Here is a 14,294-nt window from a genome sequence, read left to right as displayed (position 1 = left end):
GATACCGGACGGACGGGTATGGTCTGAGTCTAAGACATGAGATCCAGTCGCATGGCATTCGATACTCGGTCGCTTGGTGGGCCCCGGCGCTAGACTTCCAGACGATGTTCTACTGGCTGATGAAGTACATCGCGATCGGGCCGCTGGTCAAGGCGATCTTCCGACCCTGGATCGTCGGGCGCGCCAACGTGCCCGCCACAGGGGCCGCGATCCTGGCGAGCAACCATCTCTCCTTCGCCGACTCGATCTTCCTCCCGCTGCTGATCGATCGCCCGATGTCCTTCCTCGCCAAGAGCGACTACTTCACCGGCCGCGGCATCAAGGGCTGGGCGACCCGCATGTTCATGAAGGGCACCGGCCAGATCCCCATCGACCGCTCCGGCGGCAAGGCATCCGAGGCCTCCCTGAACACCGGCCTGCAGATCCTCGGCAGGGGAGACCTGCTGGGCATCTACCCCGAGGGCACCCGCAGCCCCGACGGCCGGCTCTACCGGGGCCGCACGGGCATCGCCAGGATGGCCCTCGAGGCCAAGGTGCCGGTCGTCCCGGTGGTGATGGTCGACACGGATACGGCGATGCCGATCGGGCAGCGCATCCCCAACATCATGCGGGTGGGCATCGTCATCGGCGAGCCGCTGGATTTCTCGCGGTACGAGGGGATGGAGAACGACCGCTACATCCTCAGGGCCGTGACCGACGAGATCATGATCGCCCTGCAGCGACTGGGCGCGCAGGAGTACGACGACGTGTACGCCTCGACCGTCAAGGACAGGCTCCCGCAGAAGGCCTCGCGACGCCGCTGAACGCGGTGCGTGCGCGGCATCCGCTGCCCGTCACAGCGCCGTCCCGGCGCGTCGCCGCCCAGTAAGCTGGGTGGATGCTTCCCTCGCATCCTGACCTCGACGTGTGGCGCACCCTTCCCATCAAGCAGCAGCCGCAGTGGCCGGATGCCGAACGGGTCGCATCGGTGTCGTCTCAGATCGCCTCGCTGCCGCCGCTGGTGTTCGCCGGCGAGGTCGACAATCTCCGCACGCGCCTGGCGCGCGCGGCATCCGGCAACGCCTTCCTGCTGCAGGGCGGCGACTGCGCCGAGACGTTCGCGGGGGCGACCGCCGATCAGATCCGCAACCGCATCAAGACGGTGCTGCAGATGGCCGTCGTGCTCACCTACGGCGCCTCGATGCCGGTCGTGAAGATGGGCCGCATGGCGGGGCAGTTCGCCAAGCCGCGCTCCAGCGACAACGAGACCCGCGGCGACGTCACCCTGCCCGCGTACCGCGGCGACATCGTCAACGGCTACGACTTCACCGAGAAGTCGCGCCAGGCCGATCCCGGCCGGCTGCTGCAGGGCTACCACACGGCCGCGTCGACCCTGAACCTCATCCGCGCGTTCACCCAGGGCGGCTTCGCCGATCTGCGCGAGGTGCACTCCTGGAACAAGGGCTTCGCGCAGAACCCGGCCAACCAGCGCTACGAGCGCATGGCGGCCGAGATCGACCGCGCGATCAAGTTCATGGAGGCGGCCGGCGCCGACTTCGACGAGCTCAAGCGCGTCGAGTTCTTCACCGGTCACGAGGGCCTGCTCATGGACTACGAGCGGCCCATGACGCGCATCGACTCGCGTACGTTCAACCCGTACAACACCTCGGCGCACTTCCTGTGGATCGGGGAGCGCACCCGCGACCTCGACGGCGCGCACGTCGACTACTTCTCGCGCATCCGCAACCCCATCGGCGTCAAGCTCGGGCCCACCACGACGCCCGAGACGGCGCTCGCCCTCATCGACAAGCTCGACCCCGAGCGCGAGCCGGGTCGCCTCACCTTCATCACGCGCATGGGCGCGGGCAAGATCCGCGACGCGCTGCCCCCGCTGCTGCAGGCCGTCAAGGACTCCGGCGCCACCCCGCTGTGGGTCACCGACCCGATGCACGGCAACGGCATCACCACCTCGACCGGCTACAAGACCCGCCGCTTCGACGACGTGGTCGACGAGGTGCGCGGCTTCTTCGAAGCGCACCGTGCCATCGGCACCTTCCCCGGCGGCATCCACGTCGAGCTCACCGGCGACGACGTCACGGAGTGCCTGGGCGGCTCGGAGCAGATCGACGAGGACACCCTCGCGACCCGCTACGAGAGCCTGTGCGACCCGCGCCTGAACCACATGCAGAGCCTGGAGCTCGCCTTCCTCGTGGCCGAAGAGCTCGAGAAGCGCTGACCTCAGGATCCGGAAGAAGCCGGCTGCGGTTCTCACTCACGAGAACCGCATCCGGCTTCTGTCGTCTGCGGAGGATGCTGTCGGCGCAGCTCAGCCGCTGAGCTGGATCGTCAGCTCGACCGTGCCGCCCTTGGGCAGGGTGCTGTCGTCACCAGGGCTCTGTCCCACGACGACGGCCATGTCGCCGAAACCGGGCAGGTCCCCCCAGGGGGCGTAGGACGCCTTCAGCCCCACCGCGCTGATCTTCTGCTTCGCCTCGTTGAGGGTGTCGCCGACCACATCGGGCACGTCGACCGGCTGCGGGCCCTTCGACACAGTCAGGGTCACCGCGTCACCGGGGCGCCAGCTGCCGCCGCCCGGTCGCTCAGTGGTCTGCGCGATGACGCTGCCCTTGGCGACGCTGTCGCTCCAGTCCTCCGGGCGCTCGTCGGCGACCTTCAGTCCGGCATCCTCGATGATGCCGACGGCTTCGTCGACCGGCTTGCCGACGACGTTCGGGAACGCACCGAGCGAGACCTGGATGAGGGCGGTGTCGTCCTCGAAGACCTCGCAGCCGTCACCGCAGGCGTAGGCCTCGCCGCCGGCACGCGGTGTGATCCGCACGTTCAGCACGAGCCCCTTGTCGAGGTTCGCGAAGTACTGCTCGACGGTCTCGTCGATGTTGACGCGGTTCGCGGTGAGCGTCTCGCGCACCTGGTCCTCGCTGAGACCGCTGAGCTTGCCGAGGGTGTGCTGAGCCGGTCCCGACGAGACGATCAGGGTGACCGTGCTCTCCTTCTCGACCCGCTCGCCGGCACCGGGGTCGGATTCGATGACATCCCCGGCCGGCACGTCGATCGACGACTGCGTGGTGCTCGCGGGCACCAGCCCCTCGGCGGTGACGGCCTTCTCGGCATCCGCCAGCGGCATCCCCGCGACGGAGGGGACGGCGATGAGGGACCCGGGGCCCGAGCCGAACCACCAGCCGACGCCGCCCGCGGCGACCGCGAGCAGCAGCACCAGCGAGAGCAGCAGTGCGCCGCGTGCGCGACGGCGCGCCGTGCGCCGCCGCAGCCGTGCGCCGTTGTCGGCGGTCTCGGCGGCGACCGGTGCCGTGGCGGTCATGACCGCCGTGCCGGGGAGGATCTTGGTCACCGCGCCGGAGTCGTGCTCGGCGATCGCGACAGTCGTGGCGGTCGGAACCGGGGTGACGCCGAGGTCGCGCTCGATCTCGCGCAGCCGGTCGAGCATCTCCTGCGCGTTCAGGGGGCGCTCATCCGGCGACTTCTCGGTCGCCCACAGCACCAGCTCGTCGAGCTGCTCGGGAACGGAGGGATTGCGCACGCTCGGGCGCGGCACCTGCTCGGTCGCGTGCTGGAAGGCGATCTGCATCGGCTGCTCGCCCTGATAGGGCTGCTCGCCGACGAGCATCTCGTAGAGCATGATGCCCAGCGCGTAGATGTCGCTGCGGGCATCCGCCGTTCCCCGGGTGACGAGCTCGGGGGCGAGATAGGCGATGGTGCCGAGCAGCTGGGCGCCGGTGGCGGTGTTGGCCGTGGTCGCGCGCGCGAGCCCGAAGTCGCCGATCTTGATCCGGCCGTCCTCGGCGAGCAGCACGTTCTCGGGCTTCACGTCGCGGTGCACGATGCCTGCGCGGTGCGCCGCGGCGAGCCCGGAGAGGATCGCATCCATGATCGTGATCGTCTGCGGCACGGTCAGCCGCTTCTGCTCGCGCATCAGCTCACGCAGCGTGATCCCGGGCAGGTACTCCATCACCAGGTAGGCGAGCTCACCGTCCTGGCCCTGGTCGAAGACGTTGACGACGTGCGGGTCGGCCAGACGTGCCGCGGACCGCGCCTCCTGGATGAACCGGCTCTGGAACGCCGAGTCGTCGCTGAGGTGCGCGTGCATGACCTTGAGCGCGATGCGCCGCTCGAGCCGCATGTCGGTGGCGACGTACACGGTCGCCATGCCGCCACGGGCGATGCGCGCGCGCACCCGGTACCGGCCGTCGACAAGCCGCCCGATGAGGGGGTCGGCCTGCGGAGTGCTCACAGAGAGAGTCTATGAAGAACGGACTGGGAGGCCGGACAGCGGCGCACCTGCGGGAGGTTTCGATCCGGTGACGACGCGCGCGTCATCCCAGCGACGCGAGCCAGCTGTTCGCCTGCTGCTCCCACTGCCCGTAGCGATCGGGGAAGGCCGAGACCTGCACGGCCTGCGCGGCCGCGGTGAACGCCCGCGTCTGCCAGCCGGAGATGTCGAGCAGCCCCCGGGTGACGTCGCCGTTGGGGTCGTGCGGTCCGCCGTAGAAGACCCGGATGCTGCGGTCGGCATCCATGATCTGCGCGGGCGTGCCCCAGCCCTGGCTGGGGCGCTGCTGGAACAGGCCCAGCGAGTCGCGGTCGCCGAAGTCGAGGTTGCGCATCGACGACTCGACCATGGCCGTGGCCAGGGCGATCGCGATGCCGCGATCGGGCACGCCGAGCTCGCGCCCGACCCGGATGATGTGCTGCGCGTGGCCGCGCTGGACGGCATCCAGGCTCGCGAAGCGCTGCGCGGGAGCCGGGGGCGTCAGGCGCAGGCTCTGGCCCGGATAGATGATGCTGCCGTTGCCGAGCCCGTTGGCCTGGAGGAGGACGGCGACCGTGGTGCCGTACTTGCGTGCGATGGCGAACAGGGTGTCGCCGGCGACGACGGTGTGCGCGGCCGGCTTCGCCGAGGCGGCGGGTGCGGCGGGCGCGGCTGGGGCTGCGGCGGGTGCCGGTGCGGCGGCGGCCGCACCGCCGACCTTGAGCTTCTGCCCGGGGAAGATCGTCGCCGACCTGCCGAGGCCGTTCGCAGCGATGACCTTCGCGACGGTCGTGCCGTACTTGCGGGCGATGGCGTAGACGGTGTCGCCGCGCACCACGGTGTGCGTCTTCGCCGCCGCCTGCGGGGCGGGCTTCGCGGCGGGTGCAGCCGCGGGCTTCGGAGCCGCCGGGGCGGTGAGCCGCAACGTCTGGCCGGGGTAGATGACAGAGCGCCAGCCGAGCCCGTTCCAGGCGAGCACATCGGCCGGTCGCAGGCCGTTGCGGATCGCGATCGCCGACACGGTGTCGCCGGGCCGCACGGTGTACGTCGTGGGCCTGGTGGAGGCGTGACGCACCGGTGCGGTCTGGGCGACGGGCGGCGGAGTGACATGCAGTCGCGGCGGTGCCACCTCGGTGCGCCGCAGTTCGTCGGCATCGGCCGGTGCGGCGGTCAGGACGGCGGCGAGCGTGCCGATCACGGCGGTCGGCGTTGCGAATCGGATGGCGCGGCTGCGGGCGGAGTGAGTATGCATGGGAGCCCCCTGTTTCTGCATAGGACACGCTGACACGGATGTAAAGAGATGTCAACAGAAGTGACGGGTGTGACTGGTGTGATTCGCGGCATCCGGAAGGCGTTCTCCGAGCCGGCGAAGATGAGGCACCGGTGCAGATGAGGCACCGGTGCGGATGAGATAGTGGAGTCGTGTCTGAGAACGCGACCGAAATCACCTGGCTGACGATCCCCCAGCTCGCCGAGGTGCTGCACGAGACTCCGGGCCGGGTGCGCCGGCTGCTCGACGAGCACTACCTGATCGGCTCGCGGCGCGGCGGCGCCCTCGCGGTGCCCGAGGTCTTCCTCGTCGACGGTCGCCCGCTGCCCTCGCTGCGCGGCACCGTGATCGCGCTGCAGGATGCCGGCTTCAGCGACGACGAGGTCATCGACTGGCTGCTCGCCGAGGAGGAGAGCCTCGGACGCACGCCGATCGCGGCGCTGCTCGCCGGGCACAAGAGCGAAGTGCGCCGCGTCGCGCGCGCCCTCGCCTGAACCGGCTCCGATTCGACGGCGGCAGGTGCCGCCGTTCAGCGGCGCCGCGGCCGTGCGTCAGGTCGTGCGCGTGATGGCGGCTTCGCCCAGCACCCGCAGCCGTGCTGCCGCGGCCGGCTCGATCACCGGCGAAGCGAGCGCGGTCTCGGCCTCAGCCGTGTACCCGGTGATCATCTCCTCGACGCGCAGGTCGGCGCCGGTGTCGCGGATCAGGCGCTGAAGCGCGCCGACGTCGTCCGGGGAGAGTGCGGGGTCGCCCAGCGCGGCATCCAGCTCGGCGCGACGCGCCTCGGGCAGCCGTTCGCGCGCGACGGCGATCAGCGCCGTGCGCTTGCCCTCACGCAGATCGTCGCCGGCGGGCTTGCCGGTGAGCTCCGGATCTCCGAAGACGCCCAGCATGTCGTCGCGCAGCTGGAACGCCATCCCGATCGGATGCCCGAACGCGCGCAGCGCGGCCAGCAGCGACTCGTCGGCTCCCGCCAGCGTCGCGCCCAGCACGATGGGCTCGACGACGCTGTACCGGGCCGACTTGAGCGACGCCACTCGCAGGGCGCGCTCGAGCAGCGCCTCGGGCGGGCTGACGCTCCATGCCGACTCCTCGGTGATGTCGAGCATCTGGCCGACCGTGACGTCGCGGCGCATGCGCGCGTACTCCGCACGCGTCGCCGCCGCGTGCGGGTGCCGCAGCAGCGACTCCTCCAGCAGATCGTCGCTCCACGCGACGAGCAGGTCGCCGAGCAGCACGGCCGAGGAGCGGCCGAAATCCTCGGCGTCGCCCGCCCAGCCGGCCGCGCGGTGCGCGGCCTCCAGCGCCCGATGCGAGGCGGGGCGACCGCGGCGGGTGTCGGAGTTGTCGATGAGGTCGTCGTGCACGAGGGCCGCGGACTGGAAGATCTCCAGCGCCGCGCACAGGCCCCACAGTGCGTCGAGGCCGGTCCGCGCATGGTCGTGGCCCGGCCCGGATGCCGCCTGCCAGCCGGCGTGGCAGAACCGGGCGCGCAGCCGCTTGCCGCCGGTCAGGGTGCTGCGCGCCGCGTCGAGGAACAGCGTCCCCTCGGGTCCGTAGTCGGTGCTCTCCGCGTACATGCGGGCGAGGAAAGTCTCGAGGCGGGCGGCGACCGCGTCGATCACGAGTGAGGAGGGCACGATTCCCAGCCTAGATGCAGGATTTCCCCGGCGTCCGGCTAGCCGCCCGCCCCGCGCGCGAGTAGAGTGGATAGAACGAACCAAGGGGGTTGGACATGCCTCTTTCAGAGCAAGAGCAGCGCATGCTCGACGAGATGGAGCGCCATCTCCTTCAGCACGATGCGGACGTCGTCACCGCACCGTCGGGTGACCGTGCGCTCAGCTACCGCAATCTGATCTACGGCGCCCTGCTGCTGCTCGCCGGCGTCGGCGGGCTCATCGCGGCCGTAGCCGCCGGCGGCGACCTCGGTCCCGTGGGCAGCATCATCATCGGCGTCATCGCCTTCCTCGCCATGCTCGGCGGCGCGATGCTCGCCTTCACCCCGGTTCGACGCCCGTCAGGCGGTGTCTCGGGTGCCCCGCCCCGGAGCCCGAAGCCGCGGGACTCCTCCTTCATGGACCGCATGAACGATCGCTGGGATCGGCGCCAGGACGAGCGCTGATCTGACCGTCACGAAGCCCGGATGCATGGCATCCGGGCTTTTCTCTTGCCCGCGCGCCCTTTCCCCTCCACTTTTCCTCCACTTCACTCCACCCTCGTGATTCCGCAGGATCACGGGGGTTTTCGCGTTCTGGACGCGGCTCACCGTGCCGGTGCGGGAGAAACTCGTAGGAAAGTGGAGGGAAGTGGAGTAAAGTGGTGCGCACCTCGAGTTGGCCGGAACTACAGAGGGGGTGATGGCCGATGCTGCTGGGAACGCATACTCCGAAGCTGGACGACAAGGGGAGGGTCATCCTCCCTGCGAAGTTCCGCGAGGACCTCGCCGGCGGCATCGTGGTCACTCGAGGGCAGGAGCGCTGCCTCTACGTGTTCAGCACGGCCGAATTCGAGGCGATGCACGACCGCATCCGGCAGGCGCCCCTCAGCAACAAGCAGGCCCGTGACTTCCTGCGGATGTTCCTCTCCGGCGCCAGCGCCGAGATGCCCGACAGCCAGAACCGCATCACCCTTCCCGCGCACCTTCGGCAGTACGCGGGGCTGGAGAAGGAGCTGGTGGTCACGGGAGTCGGCGCCCACGCCGAGATCTGGGACGCGTCCGCATGGAACGCGTACCTGGAGAGCAATGAAGAGTCCTACGCAGATCTGGAACAGGAGGTGATTCCCGGATTGTTCTGACCACGGCTGTGATGCCTCGCCGCTCCGCCCCGACACACTTCCCCGGTGCCGGGTCGAGCGGAGAGGAATCAGAGCCGGAGGTCACGGGATAGACGATCATGAGCCTCCGCGACATCCACACCCCGGTGCTCCTCGAGCGCTGCATCGAACTGCTCGCCCCCGCGCTGCAGCAGGACGGCGCGATCCTCGTCGACGCCACCCTCGGCATGGGAGGGCACTCCGAAGCGTTCCTGGAGCGCTTCCCGAACATCCGCCTGGTCGGGCTCGACCGCGACACCGACGCGCTGCGCATCGCGGGGGAGCGGCTGGCGCCGTTCGGTGACCGGGTGAAGCTCGTGCACACCGTGTACGACGAGATCGGGCTGCACGCGCAGGGGGCCTCGGCGATCCTGTTCGACCTGGGCGTCTCATCGCTGCAGCTCGATGAGGCCGAGCGCGGCTTCGCGTACTCCAAGGACGCGCCGCTGGACATGCGGATGGATCAGACCAAGGGGCGCACCGCCGCGACGATCCTCGCCGAGTACAGCGAGGGGCAGCTGCGGCGCATCTTCGAGCGTTTCGGCGAGGAGAAGCTCGCCGGCCGCTACGCGCGCTTCATCGTCGAGGCGCGGAAGACCCAGCCGCTCACCCGTTCCGGCGAACTCGTCGACCTGCTCGTGGCCGCCACCCCCGCCGCGGCCCAGCGCGCAGGGCACCCGGCCAAGCGCGTCTTCCAGGCGCTGCGCATCGAGGTCAACTCCGAGCTGAGCGTGCTGGCGGACGCGATTCCCGCGGCCATGGACGCACTCATCGTCGGTGGTCGCATCGCTGTGATGGCCTACCAGTCGCTCGAGGACCGCCTGGTCAAGCAGGCGTTCGCCGCGGCATCCGCCTCGACGGCGCCGGCGGGCCTGCCCGTCGAACTGCCCGAGCACGCACCGCGGTTCCGGATGCTGACCAAGGGCGCCGAGCTCGCAGGTGACGAGGAGCGGGCTCGCAACCCGCGCGCGATCCCGGTGCGACTGCGCGCCGCCGAGAAGCTGAGGGAGAGGTCATGAGCCTGCAGCATGCGCGCGTCGCGCCGCACACCGACCCCCGCCCGGCGCCGGCACGACGACTCCGTCCTGTCACGGAGCCCTCGTCGCGCCGCCGGCCCCGAATCGCCTACGCTCTGCTCGCGGTGGGCGGGGCGCTGGCCATCGGCATCGCGCAGATGGGCATCTCGCTCGCCTCGACCCAGGACGCCTTCGCCCTCGCCGAGCTCAACAGCCAGCAGCACGAGCTCTCGCTGCAGAAGCAGGCGCTGAACGACGACCTGGCCGGTCTCAACTCGCCGCAGTCCCTGGCCAAGCGCGCGGATGCGTTGGGGCTGGTCGTCACCGGCTCCGCCTCGTACCTGCGCCTCAGCGACGGGGTCGTCCTCGGCGAGGGCCACGGCGCCGACTGGAACTCGACCGTCACACCCAACGGCTCCACCACGGTCGGCAACGCGCTCCTGCTGCCGCCCGCACCCCCGCCCTCGGCGGCGCAGGAGCAGACACCTGCCGACGCCACAGCCCAGCAGAGCACCGAGCCCGACAAGCCTCCCGTCCTCACCGACGGGCTGCCCTCGCCGACCACCCGATAGAGCCGCCAGGATGGAGACCGCCGCATGACCACGCGAGCAACACGCGGAACGCGACGGCGCACTGTCGTCGCACTCGCCGTGATCCTCACGGTGCTCTCGGCCTTCGTCTTCCGGCTGGTCGACATCCAGGTCGTGCACGCCGACGACCACATCGCCGACTCCAACCTCGGGGCGACGCGCACCATCGCCGGTGCCCGCGGTGACATCGTCGACGCGAACGGCACGGTGCTCGCGCTCGGCACGCTGGTGTACGACTCCATCCTCGATCCGAAGCTCATCCAGGACTACGAGGAGCAGAAGGAGAAGAACCGCAAGCCGTCGATGCCGTGGGCCGAGGCCAGCGAGCGGATCGCCGAGATCGTCGGGATGACCGGCGACCAGGTGCGCGGGGTCGTCGCCGCAGCCCTGGCGAAGGACCGCAACTCCCAGTACGCGCCGCTCAAGAACGGTCTCACCACCGACCAGTACCTCGAGCTGCGCGACCTGAACCTCGCCTACCTGCACAACTCCCCGCGACCGGTCCGGGTGTACCCGAACGGCGCCGTCGCGGGCACCATGGTCGGCTTCCTCAACGGCGCCGGTGAGCCGCAGTACGGCATCGAACGGATGCAGCAGCAGTGTCTGGCCGCGACCGACGGATCGAGCACCTACAAGCGCGGTCAGGGCGGCGTGCGGATCCCCGGCAGCGAGCGCACCGTGCCGGCCGTCGACGGCGGCACCGTGCAGCTCACGATCGACAGCGACCTGAACTGGTACCTGCAGCAGATGATCGCCGAGGAGGGCAAGCGCCAGGGGGCCAAGGCGGGCACCGTCACGGTCGTCGAGGTGGAGACCGGAAAGATCAGGGCGGCCGCCGAGTGGCCCTCCGTCGACCCCAATGACATCGACACGGTCGACCAGAAGTACTGGAAGTCGCAGATCTTCTCCAACGCGTGGGAGCCGGGGTCCACCTTCAAGGCGATCACCGCGGCCACCGTGATCGATCAGGGCAAGGCCACCCCCACCTCGCACGTCACTGCCCGCAGCCGCGAGACCTTCCCCAACGGCGCGGTCATCAACGACCCGTTCCCGCACCCGGTGTACGAGTACACCCTGGCCGGCGCGCTCATCGATTCGTCGAACGTGTCGCTGTCGAAGTTCGGCACGCTCGTGGATCCCCGTACGCGAGCCGACTACCTCGAGCGCTTCGGCGTCGGCGAACGCACCGCGATCGGCTTCCCCGCCGAGCAGAAGGGTCTGATCAACGATCCCGCGAAGTGGGACAACCAGACGCTGTACACCACCACCTTCGGCCAGGCGTTCACGGTCACCACCGCCCAGCTGGCCGGGGCGTACCAGGCGCTCGCCAACGACGGAAAGAAGATCGACCTGTCACTGGTGGAGTCGTGCACCGACGCCGACGGCACGGTCCACGAGGTGACCGTCTCCGCGGGCGAGCAGATCATCAAGCCCGAGACCGCGCAGGATGTGCGGCGGATGCTCGAGAACGTCGCCGTCCAGGGCGGGCTGTCGAAGACCGTCAAGGTTCCCGGTTACCGGATCGGCATCAAGACGGGAAGCGCGCAGAAGACCGACAACAACGGCGGCTACAAGAAGGGCGTGTACTTCACCAGCATCGTGGGCATGGCCCCCGTCGAGGATCCGAAGTACGTCGTCGTGGTGACTCTGGACGAGCCGACTAAGATGAGGACGTCGGCAGCAACAGCCGTCGCCTTCCAGCAGGCCATGACCCAGGTGCTGAAGACCTACCGCGTCGCACCGTCGTCGGAGCCGATGGGCGAGCTGCTTCCCAAATTCGATTAGTCGGCGTTCTGCCGCGCCTGGAGATGGAACATGATCGCCCTGTCGCTCGCTGAGATCGCCGAGATCCTGCACGGCGAGCTACGTCCGGCCGGTTCGGACACCCCCGAGACCCTGGTCGACGGCACCGTCGACACCGACTCCCGTGAGATGGCACCCGGATCGATCTTCGTCGCCAAGCCCGGCGAGACCACCGACGGCCACCGCTTCGTCGGCGCCGCCGTCGAAGCCGGCGCGGTGCTGGCCATCGTGGAGCGTCCGGTCGACGTCGCCGTGTCGCAGATCGTCGTGGCGGATGCCGTCGGCGCTCTCGCGGATCTCGCCCGCGCCGTCGTCGCGCGCGTGCGCGAGGCGGGCGGCCTGCGGATCGTGGGGATCACCGGCTCGAACGGCAAGACCACGACCAAGAACTTCCTGGCGCGCATCCTCGCCGACGAGGGTGAGACGGTCGCCCCGATCCGGTCGTACAACAACGAGGTCGGCGCTCCGCTGACCATGCTGCGCGTCACCGGGAGCACCCGCTTCCTGGTCAGCGAGTTCGGCGCCGATGGGCCGGGCAGCATCGCGCGGCTCGCGGGGCTCGTCGAGCCCGACGTGGCCGTCGTGCTCATGGTGGGCCTCGCGCATGCCGGCGGGTTCGGCGGCATCGAGGCGACCGCCCGTGCCAAGGCGGAGCTCGTCCAGGCCGCCCGTCCCGGCGGGGTCGCCGTGCTCAACATCGACGATCCCCGCGTGTGGGCGATGCGCGACATCGCCGCCGAGCGCGGCATGTCGGTGGTGGCGTTCGGCCAGGGCTCCGCGGCCGAGGTGCGCGCCGAGGATGTCGTGGTGTCGGCATCGGGCACGAGCTGCACGATCGTGCACGGCACCGAGCGCACCCCGCTGCGACTGCACGTGCTCGGTGCCCATCACGTCTCGAACGCCCTCGCCGCCATCGCCGCGGCGCAGGCTCTCGGTGTGCCCGTACCGGCGGCCGTCGAGCGACTGGAGACCGTGCAGCTCGCCGAGCGCTGGCGCATGCAGCCGCTGGGCAACGACCGCGTGCGGATCATCAACGACGCCTACAACGCCAGCCCCGACTCGATGGCGGCCGCGCTGCGCACCCTCGCGCAGATCACCGGTCCCGGTGAGCGCACCGTCGCCGTCCTCGGCGCGATGAGTGAACTGGGCGATGCCGCCGGCGAGGAGCACGACCGCATCGGACTGCTCGCTGTGCGCCTGAACATCCGCCGCATCGTCGTGGTCGGGCCCGAGGCACGTCGCCTCTACGTCTCGGCCGTGGGCGAGGGGTCGTGGGACAGCGAGGCCGTGCACCTTCCCGATCAGGATGCCGCCTTCGAGTACCTGAAGAACGAGCTGCGCGACGGCGATCGCGTCCTGGTGAAGTCGTCCAACTCCGTCGGGCTCAGGCATCTCGGCGATCGTCTGGGAGAATTGTTCTCGTGAGGTCCTTGCTTATGGCGACGGCGATATCGCTCGCCTTCTCGCTCTTCCTGACCCCCGTGTTCCTGAAGGGATTCCGCAGGATCGGGTGGGGGCAGGTCATCCGCACCCCTGAGGACATCTCCAACCCGAACCACGAGGCCAAACGCGGCACCCCCACCATGGGCGGCGTCATCTTCATCCTCGGCACCATCATCGGCTACTTCGCCGGCACCTACTTCGGCGGCACCACCCCGGCGCTGTCGGCCATCCTCGTGCTCTGGCTGATGGTCGGCTTCGGCATCGTGGGCTTCATCGACGACTACATGAAGGTGCGCAGCCAGCGCAGCCTCGGCCTGTCCGGGTGGCGCAAGGTCGTCGGGCAGCTGCTCGTGCTCATCCCGTTCGGCGTGGTCGCGCTGAACTTCCCGAACTCGCTCGGACAGTATCCTGCCAGCGGCTACGTCTCACTGTTCCGCGACATCTCCTGGCTGAACCTGTTCGCCTTCGGCGCCGTGGTCGGCTGGATCCTCTACCTCATCTGGGTCTCGATCATCGGCGTGGCGACCTCGAACAGCGTCAATCTCACCGACGGCCTGGACGGCCTCGCCGCCGGCGCGGGCGTGCTCGTGGTCGGCGCCTACGGCCTGATCGCGTTCTGGCAGTTCAAGCAGTCGTGCGTAGGTGAGGGCTGGGCGATCCCGGGATGCTACGAGGTGCGCGAGCCGCTGAACCTGGCCACCGTCGCCGCGGCGTTCGCCGGCGGCCTGGTGGGCTTCCTGTGGTGGAACGCGCCCAAGGCGAAGGTCTTCATGGGCGACGTCGGATCCATGGCCATCGGCGGCGTGATCACCGCGATGGCGATCCTCACCCGCACCGAGCTGCTGCTCCTGATCATCGCCGGCATCTTCGTGATCTCGTCCGGCTCGGTCATCCTGCAGCGGATCTACTTCAAGATCACCCGCGGCAAGCGGCTGTTCCTGATGAGCCCGTTCCATCACCATCTCGAGATGCGCGGCTGGCAGGAGGTCACGATCGTCGTGCGCCTCTGGATCATCGCGGGTCTGCTCGCCGCGTCTGCCGTCGGACTGTTCTACGTGGACTGGTTCGCCCAGGCCTCGGTCGGCTGATCG

At 69.6% G+C, this 14,294-nt stretch carries 13 protein-coding genes; 10 read left to right on the top strand and 3 right to left on the bottom strand.

Annotation, left to right across the window (positions count from 1 at the left end):
* Positions 1 to 104: 104 nt before the first annotated feature.
* Entirely contained in the window at positions 105 to 803 is a 699-nt protein-coding gene (locus H7694_RS09780) for a lysophospholipid acyltransferase family protein (RefSeq protein WP_193596338.1), read from the top strand.
* Between the two features lie 74 nt (positions 804 to 877).
* The gene (locus H7694_RS09775) at positions 878 to 2,215 is read left to right on the top strand and encodes a class II 3-deoxy-7-phosphoheptulonate synthase (protein ID WP_193596337.1); all 1,338 of its coding nucleotides are present in this window, start codon (positions 878 to 880) and stop codon (positions 2,213 to 2,215) included.
* A 90-nt stretch (positions 2,216 to 2,305) separates the two neighbouring features.
* Here H7694_RS09775 and pknB read toward each other — a convergent pair whose 3' ends face one another.
* Together pknB and H7694_RS09765 are read right to left on the bottom strand one after the other, a co-directional pair.
* Complete coding sequence (gene pknB / locus H7694_RS09770) at positions 2,306 to 4,249, bottom strand: Stk1 family PASTA domain-containing Ser/Thr kinase (RefSeq protein ID WP_193596336.1); 1,944 nt, start codon at positions 4,247 to 4,249, stop codon at positions 2,306 to 2,308.
* Between the two features lie 82 nt (positions 4,250 to 4,331).
* Positions 4,332 to 5,519 carry a LysM peptidoglycan-binding domain-containing protein gene (locus H7694_RS09765; RefSeq protein ID WP_193596335.1) on the bottom strand — a complete coding sequence of 396 codons (1,188 nt, stop codon included), beginning with the start codon at positions 5,517 to 5,519 and terminating at the stop codon, positions 4,332 to 4,334.
* Between the two features lie 170 nt (positions 5,520 to 5,689).
* Between H7694_RS09765 and H7694_RS09760 the strand changes: the two genes are divergently transcribed.
* A complete protein-coding gene (locus H7694_RS09760) occupies positions 5,690 to 6,031 on the top strand; it encodes an Rv2175c family DNA-binding protein (RefSeq protein ID WP_227468057.1) in 342 nt (113 codons plus the stop codon).
* Between the two features lie 57 nt (positions 6,032 to 6,088).
* Here the strand turns inward: H7694_RS09760 and H7694_RS09755 are convergent, their stop codons facing one another.
* The gene (locus H7694_RS09755) at positions 6,089 to 7,177 is read right to left on the bottom strand and encodes a polyprenyl synthetase family protein (RefSeq protein ID WP_227468056.1); all 1,089 of its coding nucleotides are present in this window, start codon (positions 7,175 to 7,177) and stop codon (positions 6,089 to 6,091) included.
* 95 nt (positions 7,178 to 7,272) lie between these two features.
* Between H7694_RS09755 and H7694_RS09750 the strand changes: the two genes are divergently transcribed.
* The 7 genes from H7694_RS09750 (at position 7,273) to mraY (ending at position 14,291) form a co-directional block, all read left to right on the top strand.
* Positions 7,273 to 7,659, top strand: coding sequence for a DUF3040 domain-containing protein (locus tag H7694_RS09750; protein WP_193596334.1), 387 nt, complete (start codon positions 7,273 to 7,275; stop codon positions 7,657 to 7,659).
* Between the two features lie 242 nt (positions 7,660 to 7,901).
* Positions 7,902 to 8,333 (top strand): division/cell wall cluster transcriptional repressor MraZ, encoded by a 432-nt coding sequence (gene mraZ, locus H7694_RS09745; protein ID WP_193596333.1) that lies wholly within the window; start codon positions 7,902 to 7,904, stop codon positions 8,331 to 8,333.
* Between the two features lie 98 nt (positions 8,334 to 8,431).
* Positions 8,432 to 9,370: a 16S rRNA (cytosine(1402)-N(4))-methyltransferase RsmH gene (gene rsmH / locus H7694_RS09740; protein ID WP_193596332.1), complete on the top strand. Its 939-nt coding sequence runs from the start codon at positions 8,432 to 8,434 to the stop codon at positions 9,368 to 9,370.
* Positions 9,367 to 9,939 (top strand): hypothetical protein, encoded by a 573-nt coding sequence (locus H7694_RS09735; RefSeq protein ID WP_193596331.1) that lies wholly within the window; start codon positions 9,367 to 9,369, stop codon positions 9,937 to 9,939. The genes rsmH and H7694_RS09735 overlap by 4 nt, the downstream gene beginning before the upstream one ends.
* Before the next feature lie 24 nt (positions 9,940 to 9,963).
* Positions 9,964 to 11,742, top strand: a complete 1,779-nt coding sequence (locus H7694_RS09730) for a peptidoglycan D,D-transpeptidase FtsI family protein (RefSeq protein WP_193596330.1) — start codon at positions 9,964 to 9,966, stop codon at positions 11,740 to 11,742.
* A gap of 30 nt (positions 11,743 to 11,772) precedes the next feature.
* The gene (locus H7694_RS09725) at positions 11,773 to 13,185 is read left to right on the top strand and encodes a UDP-N-acetylmuramoyl-tripeptide--D-alanyl-D-alanine ligase (RefSeq protein WP_193596329.1); all 1,413 of its coding nucleotides are present in this window, start codon (positions 11,773 to 11,775) and stop codon (positions 13,183 to 13,185) included.
* Positions 13,182 to 14,291 (top strand): phospho-N-acetylmuramoyl-pentapeptide-transferase, encoded by a 1,110-nt coding sequence (gene mraY / locus H7694_RS09720; protein WP_193596328.1) that lies wholly within the window; start codon positions 13,182 to 13,184, stop codon positions 14,289 to 14,291. Before H7694_RS09725 ends, mraY begins: the two co-directional genes overlap by 4 nt.
* The last annotated feature ends 3 nt before the right edge of the window (positions 14,292 to 14,294 follow it).

The sequence above is a fragment of the Microbacterium sp. YJN-G genome (genome assembly GCF_015040615.1).
Taxonomy (GTDB): domain Bacteria; phylum Actinomycetota; class Actinomycetes; order Actinomycetales; family Microbacteriaceae; genus Microbacterium.
Note: the sequence above shows the minus strand (reverse complement) of the source record. Positions and strands in the feature narration are given on the sequence as shown.